A 13486-nucleotide genomic window follows, 5' to 3' on the forward strand; every position below is an offset into this window, starting at 1 on the left:
GACTGGGAATCAGGCAACCGGCGCCGCCACGGCGGGAACGGCCTTCGCAGTTTCCCGGCGCACGATCGGCGCCACTTTGGTGCCGTAGAGTTCGATGGCCTTCATCACCTTGGCGTGCGGCATGGTGCCGATCGCCATTTGCAGCAGGAAGCGGTCGTTGCCGAATATCCTGTGCTGGGCAATGATCTTCTCGGCCACCTGTTCTGGATTGCCGACGAACAGCGCGCCGTTTGGGCCGCGCGATTGGTCGAAATGCGCCCGCGATGTCGGCCCCCAGCCGCGCTCGCGGCCGATGCGGTTCATCACCTCGGCCTGCGGCCCGTAAAAATCGTCGGCTGCCTGGTCCGTGGTGTCGGCAATGAAGCCGTGCACGTTGAGACTGGTGGCAAGGCTTGCCGGATCGTTGCCGGCGCGCCTGGCTGCATCCCTGTAGATGTCGAACAGCGGTGCGAACCGCGCCGGCTCGCCACCGATGATCGCCAGTGCCAGCGGCAACCCGAGCACGCCCGCGCGGGCGACGGATTGCGGTGTTCCACCGACGGCGATCCAGATCGGCAATTTGTCCTGCAAGGGCCGCGGATAGACGCCGCGGTCGTTGATCGGCGCGCGCAGACTGCCCGACCAGGTCACCTTGACATGATCGCGGATGGCGAGCAGCAGGTCGAGCTTCTCGGCGAAGAGCTCGTCATAATCTTCGAGATTGTAGCCGAACAGCGGAAAGGACTCGATGAACGAGCCGCGCCCGGCCATGATCTCGGCACGGCCGCCGGACAGAAGATCGAGGGTGGCAAACTGCTGGAAGACGCGCACCGGATCGTCGGACGACAGCACGGTGACAGCGCTGGTCAGCCTTATGCGCTTGGTCCGTTCGGCCGCCGCCGCCAGCGCCACCACCGGAGCCGAGGCAGCATAGTCGGGACGGTGGTGCTCGCCGAGACCAAAGACGTCCAGCCCGACCTGGTCGGCGAGCTCGATCTCCTCGATCAGGTTGCGCAACCGCTCATGCGCACCGATCGCACCGGGACCTGGTTCCGGGCTGACGTCGGCGAAGGTGTAGAGACCGAGTTCCATAGTGTGTCATCTCAGCGTTTTGTCTTGGCGCTACACGTAGCGATCAGTCCGCCGCCCCGCCAGATGCCTGGATGGTGAACAGTGCGGGTGCCTTTCAGCCGAATTCAATCGAAATGGCGTCTCCCGGCTGCAACAGATCAGAATTTCATGGCTGGCATACCGTTTTGGCGCTTGAACTCTCGGTTTTCGCGCGTATGTAAGCCTCGCAAATTGACTTCAGGGAAGTGGACTTGGCTATCTATAGGGAAAAAGACGTTTTCGAGCGGCGCAATGCCGCAAACGAGGCAAAGAAGGCGCTTCTGGAGCGCTTCAAGGCAAAGCCGGCGCCAGATGATCCAGCGGTGCTGGCACGACAGGCCGAGCGCAAGGCGATCCTCGAGGCCCGCGCGATACGCGAGGCCGAAAAGGCCAGGCTGAAGCAGGAAAAGCTGGCGCGCGAAGCGGCCGAAAAGGCCGAGCGCGAGGCAGCTGCCGAAGCGGCACGCATCGCCGCGGAAGAAGCCGCACAGGCCGAAGCGAAGATCCGGGAAGCTGAAGAGAACGAGCGGATCGCCCGTTTTCTTGCCGACGAGGCCGAACGCAAGGCCAAGCGTGACGCACGCTATGCCGCGCGCAAGCAGCGCACCGGCAGGACGCCGCCCGGCTTCTCCGCGCGATAGCGCCTTTCGGCACTGATCAGCCGAATTCAAGAATCAGGGCCGCCTTGCAGGGGCCCTGAACGCGTTCGTCTGTCAGAATCGGCTAAGCCGCGAGCTTCAGTCCCATGATGCCGCAGACGATTAGCGCGATGCAGGCCAGCCTGATCGCGGTCGCTGGTTCCCCGAGCAGCCAGATCCCCAGCAGCGCCGTGCCGACGGTGCCGATGCCGGTCCACACCGCGTAAGCGGTGCCGACCGGCAACGCCTTCAGCGCCAGGCCGAGCAAGGTTAGGCTGACGATCATCGAGGCTACCGTCAGGACGGTCGGCAGCGGCTTCGAGAATCCGTCGGTGTATTTGAGGCCGATCGCCCAGCCGATCTCGAACAGTCCGGCGAACAACAGGAAGATCCACGACATCGGAACGCTCCGTTTCGATGGCTTCCGGCCGATTTCTTGAAAAGCGCAAAAATTGCCTTTGCCGCATCCATAGGGGATGCGCGTGAGCTTAGTGAACAATCATACCGGCCGCGTTTGCGGCCGGTCGAGATAAGCCGAAACGGTAGCTGCGGCCCTACTTGTCCTTCAGCTTCATCGCCTTCACCGGCGGTGCCTTCAGGGCCGGCGCCGGAGCCGGTTTCTTCGCGTCCTTCTTCGGCTTGCGGGCCTCCTTGCCTGCCTTCATCGCACCCTTAGCCATGATTCGTTCCTCCAGTTGATGTCTGGCGAAGTGAAACAAGAGAAAACGCTCGACTGCAAGAGGCCGCTGCCGTGCAGTCGCCCTGGCCGATGGCTGTCAACTGGTTTCTAATTCCCTCGTAAACCGCAGCGGTCCGTGCCATGGTCTTCTTCGCACTGCAGCATCAGCCCTTGCGTTTCGCCGGCTGATGATCAGGCAGGCCGGTCAGGACGACAATGCGGATCCACATCGGTTGCCAGATGAGCTTCGACTTCCCGCAGGAAACACCGCTGATCGCGATGCTAAACGTCCATTATTCGCGCGCATCCGATCTTGAGCGGCCGGACTTCCTGACGTCGAACCCGCCGGTGCCGATCGAAAGCTACCGCGACAGTTTCGGCAATTGGTGCAACCGTTTCGTTGCGCCGGCCGGGCGCTTTGCGTTCGGCACGGACGCGGTGATCCGCGACCCCGGCTCCTTCGAGACGCGCGAGCTGACGGCGTGGCAGCACGAGGTGCGCGATCTGCCGTCGGAGACGCTGCTGTTCCTGCTGCCCAGCCGTTATTGCGAGAGCGACGTGCTGTCGAATGAAGCGTGGCGGCTGTTCGGCAACACCCCGCTCGGCATTCCGCGCGTCCAGGCGGTCTGCGACTTCGTCCATAACCACATCGTCTTCAACTATTTCAATGCACGGCCGACGCGCACCGCCGCCGAGGCCTATCGCGAGCAGAGTGGTGTATGCCGCGACTTTGCTCACCTCGCTGTTGCCTTCTGCCGCGCCCTGAACATTCCGACCCGCTACTGCACCGGCTATATCAGTGATATCGGCCTGCCAAAGCCGTGGTCGGACATGGATTTCGCCGCTTGGATGGAGGTCTATCTCGGCGGCCGCTGGCATGCGTTCGACCCGCGCAATAACGCGCCGCGCATCGGCCGCATCCTGATTGCCTCCGGACGCGATGCCGCCGATGTGCCGCTGACCCACATTTTTGGGCCGGGCGCGCTGGCTGGCTTCAAGGTCTGGACGGACGAGGTCGTCGAATAGCCCCGCGCCGCCCTTTTGAACAACTGACCTTGTGAACAACTGGGCACTTCGGGCGTTGTGGGGACTGTGGAGCGTGGGCGGGCGCTCCGCCAATCTCGGTGCATCAACCAAGGCAGCACACCATGGCGGCGCATGGCGGGTCGAAAAAAGTGATCTATGCGGCGCTCGCCGGAAATCTTGCGATCGCACTGACCAAATTTGCCGCTGCCTTGTTCACGGGCAGCTCGGCAATGCTCTCGGAAGGCGTCCACTCGCTCGTCGATACCGGCAATGGCAGCCTGCTGCTTTACGGCATGCACCGTGCCGCGCGCCCGGCCGACCGCACGCATCCGCTCGGCCATGGCCGCGAGCTGTACTTCTGGAGCTTCATCGTCGCGCTCCTCGTCTTTGCACTGGGCGCCGGCATATCGTTCTACGAAGGCGTGACGCACATCATGGCGCCGGAGCCGATCGCCAACGCCAAGGTGAACTACGCTGTCCTCGGCCTTTCCTTCCTCTTCGAAGGCACCTCTTGGCTGGTGGCGCTGAAGGAATTCCGCCACCAAAAAGGCAGCCACGGCTGGCTCGAGGCGGTGCAGCTCAGCAAGGATCCGAGTGTCTACACCGTACTCTTCGAGGACAGCGCGGCACTTCTCGGCCTCGTTGTCGCCTTCGCCGGCATATTGGCGGCGGAACTGCTGGACATGCCGAAGCTCGACGGCGCCGCGTCGATCGGCATCGCGCTCATCCTGGGCGGGACCGCGATCTTCCTGGCGCGCGAAAGCAAGAGCCTGCTGCTCGGCGAGCCGGCCTCGCCCGAGGTGCAAACAGAGGTGCTGGCCATCGTCCAGCAGGACCCGGCGGTGCAACGGGCAAATGGCGTGCTGACGCTGCATATGGGTCCGCAGGAGATCGTCGCCGCTTTGAGCATCGAGTTCGAGGATCATTTGTCGGCGCCGGAGATAGAGACCTGTGTCGAGCGCCTCGAGACGCGGCTGAAAGCGGAGATGCCGGAGGTGACGCGGCTGTTCGTCAAGCCGCAGACCACCGGCACCTGGGAACGCCGGAGCAAGGCCTTGGCGGCGTCCGGAGGGGAACCGGCCTGAGGAAAATGGCTGCGCCATCGGGCAGTCCCGGTTATGATTGCGGGCAAAAGCTCCAGGAGGAACGAAGATGAAAATCGACGGCGCGTGTCATTGTGGCGCTATCACTTACGAGGCCGAAGTCGATCCGGAAAAGACCACCATTTGTCACTGCATCGATTGTCAGAAGCTAACCGGAACGGCCTTTCGCGTCACCGTGCCGGCGTCCGAGGACAATTACAGGATCACCAAGGGCACGCCGAAGATCTACATCAAGACCGGTTCGAGCGGCGCCAAGCGCGCCCAGGCATTTTGCGGTGAGTGCGGCTCGCATCTCTACGCCACGTCGGCGGGCGAGGGACCGAAGGTTTACGGTATCAGGGTCGGCACGGCACGGCAGCGCGAGCAACTGGTGCCGAGAAAGCAGATCTGGCACCGCTCGGCGCTGCATTGGCTGCCGGAATTCGAAGGCACAACCATCATCGAGGAGCAGTAGCGCCAGACCCGGGCGAAGCCTCCGGTTCCGGCGCAGCTCTCAATCGTCGCCTTCGACGACCCTTAGCCTCAACTGCCCGGTTTTCGAATCGGCGACGCGCGGGCTGCTTTCCGCTTTTGCTCCGCTGCCATTCGAACCAGCGGTGTCCTCCGCCGGCTGCACGCCAAACTCCAGCGCCTCGATCTTTTGTCCGCGCCTGGTCACCTTCGATGTCGAGACCAGAATGTCGTCGATATCCTTGGCCGATTGGCCGAAATGCGTCTGCAATTTGCGCACCCGCTCGTCGAGCCGGGAGACGTCTTCCATCAGCCGGATAACCTCGCCCTGGATCAGGTGTGCCTGCTCGCGCATGCGGGCATCCTTGAGGATCGCCTGGATGACCTGGATCGACAGCATCAAAAGCGATGGCGAGACGATGACGATCCGTGAGCGATGCGCCTTCTGGACAACGGCCTCGAAATTCTCGTGGATTTCGGCGAACACCGATTCCGAAGGCACGAACATGAAGGCGGTGTCCTGCGTCTCGCCCTGGATCAGGTATTTTTCGGAAATATCGCGGACATGCACCTCGATGTCGCGGCGGAAAGCCTGTGCGGCGGTCTTCTGCAGTTCGGCGCCTTCGGCGGCCCGGATGGCATTCCAGGCCTCGAGCGGAAACTTTGCATCGATGGCAAGCGACGGTGCGCCGTTCGGCATCTTCACCAGGCAGTCGGGCCGGCTGCCATTCGACAAGGTCGCCTGGAATTCATAGGCGCCGTGCGGCAATCCGTCGGCGACGATGGCTTCCATACGCGACTGGCCGAAGGCGCCGCGCGTCTGCTTGTTGGAAAGGATCGCCTGCAATTGCACGACCTGGCCGGCCAGCGACTGGATGTTGCCTTGCGCGATATCGATGACCGCCAGCCGTTCCTGCAGCTTGGCGAGGCTCTCATGCGTCGATCTCGTCTGCTCGGTCATGGTCTGGCCCAGGCGGCCGGTCATGGCATCGAGGCGCTGGCCGATCGACTGTGTCAGTTCCGCCTGGCGCGCCCCGAACACTTCGGCGATGGCGCCCATGCGGCCCTGCATTTCCGCTTGGGATTGCAGAATGCCGGCCATCCGCGCCTCGGCGTCGCGGGCACGGTCGGCGGCTTCCGCGGCCGCTGCCGCACGCGCCTTGGCCGATCGCCACAGCGCAATGACCAACGCCACGAACAGACCGAGGAACAGCATTGCACCGAAACCCAGGACATGGCCGAGGGTGAGCGTGGTGGCGCCGAGGCGGGCGACAGGTTCGGACAGGATGGTGGCCAGTTCGTTCATGCCGACAGCATAGATGATTCGGAACGTCGGCACAGATCAAAACGTGAACGGCCCGGAGGCGCCCCGGTTGACGCTTTTCCTGCGACGTCTTAGGTGAGACGCCATGTCGATCAAGCCGCTTATCATCCTTCCCGATCCCGTCCTGCGTCAGGTTTCAAAACCGGTCGAGCGTGTCGACGGGGATTTGCGCAAACTGGCCGGCGACATGCTGGACACCATGTATGACGCGCCCGGCATCGGCCTCGCAGCGATCCAGGTTGGCGAACCCTTGCGCATGCTGGTGATCGACCTGGCCAAAGAGGACGAGACGCCGGCTCCGCACGTCTTCATCAATCCCGAAATCCTTGAAAGCTCCGACCAGCGTTCGGTCTATGAGGAAGGCTGCCTGTCGATCCCCGATTACTATGCCGAAGTCGAGCGCCCCGCCGCGGTGCGGGTGAAATATCTCGATCGCGACGGCAAGCTGCAGGAGATCGAGGCCGAGGGGCTGATGGCGACCTGCCTGCAGCATGAAATCGACCACCTCAACGGCGTGCTGTTCATCGATTACATCTCCAAGCTGAAGCGCGACATGGTGGTCAAGAAGTTCAAGAAGCTCGCCAGGGACAAGGCGCCGGGCAAGATGGTGGGGTAGGCGTCGACGAATGCCCCTGCGTGTCATCTTCATGGGTACGCCCGAATTCTCCGTGCCGACGCTGCGGGCGATTGCCGAGGCCGGGCACGGGTTGACGGCCGTCTACACGCAGCCGCCGCGCGCCGGCGGCCGGCGCGGGCTCGAACTGACGCCGTCGCCGGTGCAGCGCGAGGCGGAGCGGCTTGGCATCGAGGTGCGGTCGCCGGTGTCGCTGAAGAGCGAGGCGGAGCAGGAGGCGTTCCGCGCCTTGCGTGCCGATGTCGCCGTGGTTGTCGCCTACGGATTGCTTCTGCCCAAACCTATTCTCGAGGCACCGCGGCTCGGTTGCCTCAACGGTCACGCATCGCTATTGCCGCGCTGGCGCGGCGCTGCCCCTGTCCAGCGCGCTATCATGGCCGGCGATACCGAAACGGGCATGATGGTGATGCGGATGGAGGAAGGCCTCGACACCGGCCCCGTGGCAATGGTTGAAAAATGTCCCATTGGACCCGACATGACGGCCGGCGATCTGCACGACCGGCTGATGGTCCTCGGTGCTGCGCTGATGGTGCAAGCGCTCGAACGGCTGGAGCGGAATACGCTGACATTTACCACGCAGGCGGAGGTGGGGGTGACCTACGCCAAGAAAATCGATAAATCGGAGACTCGCATAGACTGGCTGCGACCTGCCGGCGACGTGCACAACCAGATTCGCGGCCTGTCGCCCTTTCCCGGTGCATGGTGTGAGGCCGAAATCGGCGGCCGCGTGGAACGGCTGAAACTGCTTCGCTCGACGCTCTCGCAAGGCGCCGGCGAACCGGGAGGAATTCTCGATGACCGACTGACGGTCGCCTGCGGGTCAGGCGCGATCAGGCTGGTCGAAGTTCAACGTGCGGGCGGAAGGCCCATTGCCGCGCAGGAGTTTCTGCGCGGGGCCAAGCTCGAAAAAGGAATGAAATTGTCATGAGCATGATGTCCATACGCGCGGCGACGCCGCGGGACCGCGAGGCGATCCGCCTTGTCGAAGAACACGCATTCGGCCAGCAGACGGAGGCCGGACTGGTCGACGCGCTGGTCACCGGCGGTGATGCCGTCGTCGAACTGGTGGCGGACGAAGACGGGCAAGTGGTCGGCCATATCCTGTTTTCACGGCTTTTCGTGCAGAATGGCGGCAAGAGCTTCCCGGCGGTGGCTTTGGCTCCTTTGGCGGTCGAGCCGTCGTTCCACGGCACCGGCATCGGCGGTGCCCTGGTACGCGAGGCTCATATCCGCCTGAAGGCTGCTGGCGAGACGCTCGCCGTGGTGCTCGGCGATCCGGCCTATTATGGCCGTTTCGGCTACAGCCGTGCCCGTGCCGCGAAATTCGACAGCGACTATCAGGGCGAAGCCCTGCAGGCGCTTGCCTGGGGCGAGGCGCCGGAGACCGGCAGGCTGGTCTACGCCTCGGCCTTCGGCTCAGCCCTCGCCGCCTGATTTCGCCTCGATCCGGGAATGCCGCGTTTTCGCCTCGACATCGAATATGACGGCAGTCTCTTCGCCGGCTGGCAGCGCCAGGCCAACCAGCCTTCGGTGCAGCAGGCGATCGAGCAGGCGATCGAGAAGTTCTGTGGTGAGCAGGTTTCGCTGCGCGCCGCCGGCCGCACCGATGCCGGCGTCCATGCGACCGCTCAGGTGGCGCATGTCGATCTGATCAAGGCATGGCCCGGCGACAAGGTGCGCGACGCCGTCAACGCGCATCTGCAGGCGGCCAAGGTGCGCATCGCCATCCTGAAGGCCGCCGTCGTGCCGGATGGCTTCGATGCGCGTTTCTCGGCAATCGGCCGCCACTACGTCTACCGCATCGTCAATCGCCGCGCGCCGGCGGCGCTCGACAAGGGCAAGATCTGGTGGGTACCGAAGCAGCTCGATGCCGGTGCCATGCACGAAGCGGCAAAGGTGCTGCTTGGCCGGCATGATTTCACCACCTTCCGCTCGACCCAGTGCCAAGCCACCAGCCCCGTCCGCACGCTCGACCGGCTGGATGTCAGCCGCACCGGCGATTTCATCGAAGTCCGCGCTTCGGCGCGGTCCTTCCTTCACAACCAGGTGCGCTCGATGGTCGGCTCGCTCAAACGTGTCGGCGAAGGCGGCTGGACTGTTGCCGACCTCAAGGCGGCGCTTGAGGCGCGCGACCGTGCGGCCTGCGGTCAGGTGGCGCCGCCCGACGGGCTGTTTCTCGTCGGCGTCGATTATCCGACGCCTGGCTGATCCGGAACGCTGATCCCGAGCAGCGCCTGCAGTCCGAACAGGACGATCAGCGACGCCACGAACATGCCGGCAAAAACGGCGCTGCCGGCGGCCGCTCCCCTGCCGATCGCAACGTTGGTCATCCGCCAGGTCAAGACCATCGACAGCGCGAACAACAGCAGCGACACGAGTCCGGAGACTTCGTTGGCCGACGTCAGGAAAAGCCGGATCAACGCCGATGGCAGCATCATCCAGGCGATGATCGCCGAGGCCCAATTGCTGGCCACGACATAATGGACGAAACGGCCGCCGACGCCGACCCGCGGCGCCACCAGGGCGAGGCCTATGAGCGGCAGCACCCAGGCGCCGATATCGACGGTTGCCAGGCGGATCAACATGCTGAAACGGCCGACGAATGCGTTGGGATCGCCGATCTCGTTGGCAATACCGACCCAGCCGACGATCAGTGCCGGCGCCGCGACGACGATGGCAAAAAAGGAGTTCCAGAATCCGTCCGCCGAAAGGTCGAGCAGGCGAAATCCGTCGGCCTTGCCGAGCATCAGCCGCCAGGCACCGGCAAGCGAAGCGTAGGTTTCATCCGCTGAAAGCATCACTAGGATATGTCCTGCGCAAACCAGTCTTCAACGAAGCGCAGATAAATCTGCGTCAGCGTCTCGAGGTCGGCAATCGCCACGCGTTCGTCGACCATGTGCATGGTCTTGCCGACCAGTCCGAATTCGACCACCGGACAATAATCCTTTATGAAGCGGGCATCGGAGGTGCCGCCGGAGGTGGAGAGCGCCGGCTTCCTGCCGGTCACCGCCTTGATCGAGCCGCCAAGCGTCTCGATCAACCTGTCGTCGCGTGTCAGGAAAACGTGGCTCGGTCCGTCGCGCCAGACGATCTCGTAGTCGACCGGCGTCTTCTTGCCGGCGCGGTATTTCTTGCGTTTCGCCGCCCGGTCGAGGCGGTTGTGGATCTCGGCCTGGATCGTCTCTGCGGTCCATGTGTCGTTGAAGCGAATATTAAAGGTAGCCGCCGCCTTCGCCGGGATGACGTTGGTGGCAGGATTGCCGACATCGATAGAGGTCACCTCAAGATTGGTCGGCTGGAAATCCCTTGTTCCGTTGTCGAAGACGGGGTGAAGCAAGGCGTCGACCAGCGTCACCAGGCCGCGCACCGGGTTGTCGGCTAGCTGCGGATAGGCGGCGTGGCCCTGGCGGCCGTTGACGACGACCGTGCCCGATAGAGAGCCGCGCCGGCCGATCTTGATCATATCGCCGAGCGCGTCGGGATTGGTCGGCTCGCCGACGATCGAGGCATCCCATTTCTCGCCCTTGGCGGCCGCCCATTCGAGCAGTTTCGTCGTGCCGTTGATCGCCGGCCCTTCCTCGTCGCCGGTTATCAGCAGCGAGACCGACCCCTTCGGGCCGCCCTTCTGCGCGATATGTCGCGCTACCGCCGCGACGAAACAAGCAATGCCGCCCTTCATGTCGACCGCGCCGCGGCCGAACATCTCGCCATTGGCGATCTCGGCGCCAAAGGGTGGGTGCGTCCAGGCTGTTTCATCGCCCACCGGCACGACATCGGTATGGCCGGCAAACATCATATGCGGGCCGTTGCCGGAACGCCGCGCGTAAAGGTTCTCTATGTCAGGTGTGCCGGATTCGGAAAACACCGGGCGCTCGACGGCAAAGCCGAGCGGCTTCAACATTTCTTCCAGCGCGCTCAGCGCACCGCCTTCGGCGGGCGTCACGGAAGCGCAGCGGATGAGAGCAGCCAGATTTCTGGTCGGATCGGTAGGCAGTGTCATGGGCAAAAGCGATAGTCGAAAGCGCAAGGCCTGTCACGGCCAGACATAAGGGCCAGCCATGCCGCCGACATTATGGTTTTCATGCCGTATAATTGCGGCAAGGCCTCTCGACCAGGACAGGGCCATCGCATGATCACGCATGGCAGGACGATCGTAATCGCCGGTGCCGGCAGTATCGGATGCTACGCCGGCGGCTGCCTGATACTTGCCGGGCGAAAGGTGGTTCTGCTGGCGCGGCCTCGCATCGAGAAGGCGCTGCAAAAAGGTGGATTGCGCATCACCGACCGTGATGGCCGCGACCGATCCGTCAAGCCGGAGGCATTGTCGGTCACCGCCGATCCGGCCGCGGCATTCCCCGGTGCCGATGTCATCCTGGCAACGGTCAAGAGCGGCGCGACGCAGGACATGGCCGGGCTTATTGCGGCCCATGCCCGACCGGATGCAGTGGTACTCAGTCTGCAGAACGGCGTCGACAATGCCGATAAATTGCGAGCCCATCTCACCGCCCGGCGGGTGCTCGCGGGCATGGTGCCGTTCAACGTGGTCCAATCGCCGGAGGGCGAATTGCCGCTTCGCCTGCACCGCGCCAGCGGCGGCAAGGTGATGATCGAACAGGGCGCGACAGGCCTTGACGAACTGCTCGACGTCGAGGGCTTTGCCGTCGCCACGCATGGTGACATCGAAGCGGTGCTATGGGGCAAGCTGCTGCTCAACCTCAACAACGCGCTGGTGGCGCTTTCCGGCCTGCCGCTGGCGGCAGAGCTTGCCGATCGCCGCTGGCGGCTGATCCTGGCCGGCCAGATCGACGAAGCATTGGCGGCAATGATGGCGGCAGGCATCGAACCCGCTCGCATCGCCGGCCTGCGTCCCGCGCTGCTGCCGAAAGTGCTTCGCCTGCCCGACTGGCTGTTCAAGTTCTTGGCGCGGCGGATGCTTGCCATCGACCCTGCCGCGCGTTCGTCGATGTGGGATGACCTTCAGCGCCGCCGGCCGACGGAGATCGGCGAACTGCAAGGCGCGGTCCTGCGTTTGGCCGAAAACGCCGGCACGCCGGCACCTTTGCTGAAGCGCGTGACGGCACTGGTGCGCGCGGCCGAGCAGGAGAGAAGCGGATCGCCCTGCCTGTCGCCGGAAGCCGTCGCTGCGACCGTCAGATGGTAGCCCGCACAGGCGCCCAGTAACGGCCCTTGCCGGTGCGCTTGGCTTCGTAGAGCGCATGGTCGGAACAGGTGAGCAGGATTTCCGGATCGCCGCCGTCGGCGGGTGCGAAGGCGCTGCCGACGCTCAAGCCGACATGGATGGCGGAACCGACCCCGAGGTCGAAAGGCACCGAGACCTTTTCGATGGCCCGCTTTGCCAGGTAGGTGGCCTCGATCTCCGAGGTTGCGGGCAAAAGGATGACAAATTCATCGCCGCCAATGCGGAAGACCACGTCCCCCGGACGGAAGCCGCGCTTCAATCGTTCGGCCACCTTGCGCAGCAGCACGTCGCCGACGGCGTGGCCAAAACGGTCGTTGACCTGTTTGAAACCGTCGAGATCCATGCTGAGCACTGCAAACGGCTTGCCGCCATTGGCGGCCGGCGCCGCAAGGTCGCGGCACATGTCGCGCAATTTCTCCTGTAGGAAGATGCGGTTTGGCAGGCCGGTCAGCGCGTCCTTGATGGCCAGGTCGCGATTGTCCAGTTCGGCGCGGATCATGCGGGCATTGATTGCGTGGTTCTGAAGCAGCACGATGATGACGCCGGCCACATAGAACGGCGTTTGAATTCCGACGATCGGCATTCCGGGCGCCGCAGAAAACAATGCACCGACCACGTAAGGCAGGCTTACGGCCAACATGACGAATATGGCGAAGCGCGGGGTCGCCGCATTGCGTGACGACACCACGCCGACGACGCCTGCGACATTCAAGGCGGCAAGTACGGAAAGCGCCATATTCCCGCTGGCAACACAGCCATAGCAGCCGAGGCCGAAAACGACCGACCAGACGCCGCTGGCTGCCATCAGGCCCGCCAGCGGCCCTTTCGAGCCGCGCCTGCGGGCCTGCTCGCATTCCCGCATCAGCAGAACGCGGACGGTGAAAAGCATCAGGTCGGCGGCAATCCAGGCGTAGGGCCACCAATCCCCGGTGGCAAGAGCGGCGCTGACCGCAACCAACAGAACGCTGATGGTGCCGAACAGGACCGCGAATTTGCGGTCGAAGGTGGTGTCGAGAAGCCGGGCGCGGACAGATTCCGGTTCCAATTTCATCGGCGAAGAGAACCAGGCAAACAGGCGAGCGGCGGCGCTCCACGTTTTGCGCGGCTCCTTGGTGGTCAGGGATAGGTCGCTTGCCAGTCGAGCGCTCCGTGCCGGTCGACACAGTCTTCGCCGGCATGCTGGGCCAGGGTGATTAACATTCGCTTAGAGCATCCGGCGCAAAACCGGGCTTTCGGAACTCCCCGTTCCGCCGCTCTGGAGTATCCGTGTTGGTCAAGGGAGAGATGGTGTCCAGGTCCGATTGTCCCTGAGTAGTGCGTTTGCGAGGATGATGAGCTTTCGC

16 protein-coding genes are annotated in these 13486 nt (G+C 63.7%); 9 read left to right on the forward strand and 7 right to left on the reverse strand.

Annotated features, from left to right (window positions below):
* Window positions 1–9: 9 nt before the first annotated feature.
* Window positions 10–1071, reverse strand: a complete 1062-nt coding sequence (locus NKJ23_RS24985) for an LLM class flavin-dependent oxidoreductase (RefSeq protein ID WP_352683058.1) — start codon at window positions 1069–1071, stop codon at window positions 10–12.
* Between the two features lie 230 nt (window positions 1072–1301).
* On the opposite strand from NKJ23_RS24985, the gene NKJ23_RS24990 reads away from it, so the two are divergent.
* On the forward strand, window positions 1302–1730 hold the full coding sequence (locus NKJ23_RS24990; RefSeq protein ID WP_023676956.1) for a DUF6481 family protein: 429 nt from the start codon (window positions 1302–1304) through the stop codon (window positions 1728–1730).
* An 82-nt stretch (window positions 1731–1812) separates the two neighbouring features.
* On the opposite strand, the gene sugE is transcribed toward NKJ23_RS24990, so the two are convergent.
* A complete protein-coding gene (gene sugE / locus NKJ23_RS24995; RefSeq protein ID WP_023676955.1) occupies window positions 1813–2127 on the reverse strand; it encodes a quaternary ammonium compound efflux SMR transporter SugE in 315 nt (104 codons plus the stop codon).
* A 154-nt stretch (window positions 2128–2281) separates the two neighbouring features.
* Entirely contained in the window at window positions 2282–2407 is a 126-nt protein-coding gene (locus NKJ23_RS25000; protein WP_013528464.1) for a hypothetical protein, read from the reverse strand.
* A gap of 215 nt (window positions 2408–2622) precedes the next feature.
* Between NKJ23_RS25000 and NKJ23_RS25005 the strand changes: the two genes are divergently transcribed.
* The 3 genes from NKJ23_RS25005 to NKJ23_RS25015 all read left to right on the forward strand — a co-directional run bounded on the left by NKJ23_RS25005 (window position 2623) and on the right by NKJ23_RS25015 (window position 4989).
* Window positions 2623–3432, forward strand: a complete 810-nt coding sequence (locus NKJ23_RS25005) for a transglutaminase-like domain-containing protein (protein WP_023676954.1) — start codon at window positions 2623–2625, stop codon at window positions 3430–3432.
* 122 nt (window positions 3433–3554) lie between these two features.
* Window positions 3555–4517, forward strand: coding sequence for a cation diffusion facilitator family transporter (locus tag NKJ23_RS25010; RefSeq protein WP_352455960.1), 963 nt, complete (start codon window positions 3555–3557; stop codon window positions 4515–4517).
* A 67-nt stretch (window positions 4518–4584) separates the two neighbouring features.
* On the forward strand, window positions 4585–4989 hold the full coding sequence (locus NKJ23_RS25015; RefSeq protein ID WP_023676952.1) for a GFA family protein: 405 nt from the start codon (window positions 4585–4587) through the stop codon (window positions 4987–4989).
* Between the two features lie 39 nt (window positions 4990–5028).
* Here NKJ23_RS25015 and NKJ23_RS25020 read toward each other — a convergent pair whose 3' ends face one another.
* Window positions 5029–6291, reverse strand: a complete 1263-nt coding sequence (locus NKJ23_RS25020; protein WP_352683060.1) for a DNA recombination protein RmuC — start codon at window positions 6289–6291, stop codon at window positions 5029–5031.
* Between the two features lie 103 nt (window positions 6292–6394).
* Here NKJ23_RS25020 and def point away from each other — a divergent pair, with 103 nt between their 5' ends.
* Genes def through truA form a run of 4 tightly spaced genes read left to right on the forward strand, consistent with a single transcriptional unit; the run spans window position 6395 to window position 9151 of the window.
* Window positions 6395–6925, forward strand: coding sequence for a peptide deformylase (def, locus tag NKJ23_RS25025; protein WP_352455964.1), 531 nt, complete (start codon window positions 6395–6397; stop codon window positions 6923–6925).
* A gap of 16 nt (window positions 6926–6941) precedes the next feature.
* Entirely contained in the window at window positions 6942–7871 is a 930-nt protein-coding gene (gene fmt / locus NKJ23_RS25030; RefSeq protein ID WP_352683078.1) for a methionyl-tRNA formyltransferase, read from the forward strand.
* Window positions 7868–8377 (forward strand): GNAT family N-acetyltransferase, encoded by a 510-nt coding sequence (locus tag NKJ23_RS25035; RefSeq protein WP_352568527.1) that lies wholly within the window; start codon window positions 7868–7870, stop codon window positions 8375–8377. The genes fmt and NKJ23_RS25035 overlap by 4 nt, the downstream gene beginning before the upstream one ends.
* Before the next feature lie 18 nt (window positions 8378–8395).
* Entirely contained in the window at window positions 8396–9151 is a 756-nt protein-coding gene (gene truA / locus NKJ23_RS25040) for a tRNA pseudouridine(38-40) synthase TruA (RefSeq protein WP_352683062.1), read from the forward strand.
* Here the strand turns inward: truA and NKJ23_RS25045 are convergent.
* Window positions 9133–9741, reverse strand: coding sequence for a hypothetical protein (locus NKJ23_RS25045; RefSeq protein ID WP_023677470.1), 609 nt, complete (start codon window positions 9739–9741; stop codon window positions 9133–9135). The genes truA and NKJ23_RS25045 overlap by 19 nt on opposite strands.
* 2 nt (window positions 9742–9743) lie before the next feature.
* On the reverse strand, window positions 9744–10943 hold the full coding sequence (dapE, locus tag NKJ23_RS25050; protein WP_352683064.1) for a succinyl-diaminopimelate desuccinylase: 1200 nt from the start codon (window positions 10941–10943) through the stop codon (window positions 9744–9746).
* Window positions 10944–11072: 129 nt separating this feature from the next.
* On the opposite strand from dapE, the gene NKJ23_RS25055 reads away from it, so the two are divergent.
* Window positions 11073–12104, forward strand: a complete 1032-nt coding sequence (locus tag NKJ23_RS25055; RefSeq protein WP_352683066.1) for a 2-dehydropantoate 2-reductase — start codon at window positions 11073–11075, stop codon at window positions 12102–12104.
* Here the strand turns inward: NKJ23_RS25055 and NKJ23_RS25060 are convergent.
* The gene (locus tag NKJ23_RS25060) at window positions 12094–13194 is read right to left on the reverse strand and encodes a GGDEF domain-containing protein (protein WP_352683068.1); all 1101 of its coding nucleotides are present in this window, start codon (window positions 13192–13194) and stop codon (window positions 12094–12096) included. The genes NKJ23_RS25055 and NKJ23_RS25060 overlap by 11 nt on opposite strands.
* Window positions 13195–13486 lie beyond the last annotated feature (292 nt).

The sequence above is a fragment of the Mesorhizobium sp. M0184 genome, assembly GCF_040322215.1.
In the GTDB taxonomy this organism is placed as follows: domain Bacteria; phylum Pseudomonadota; class Alphaproteobacteria; order Rhizobiales; family Rhizobiaceae; genus Mesorhizobium.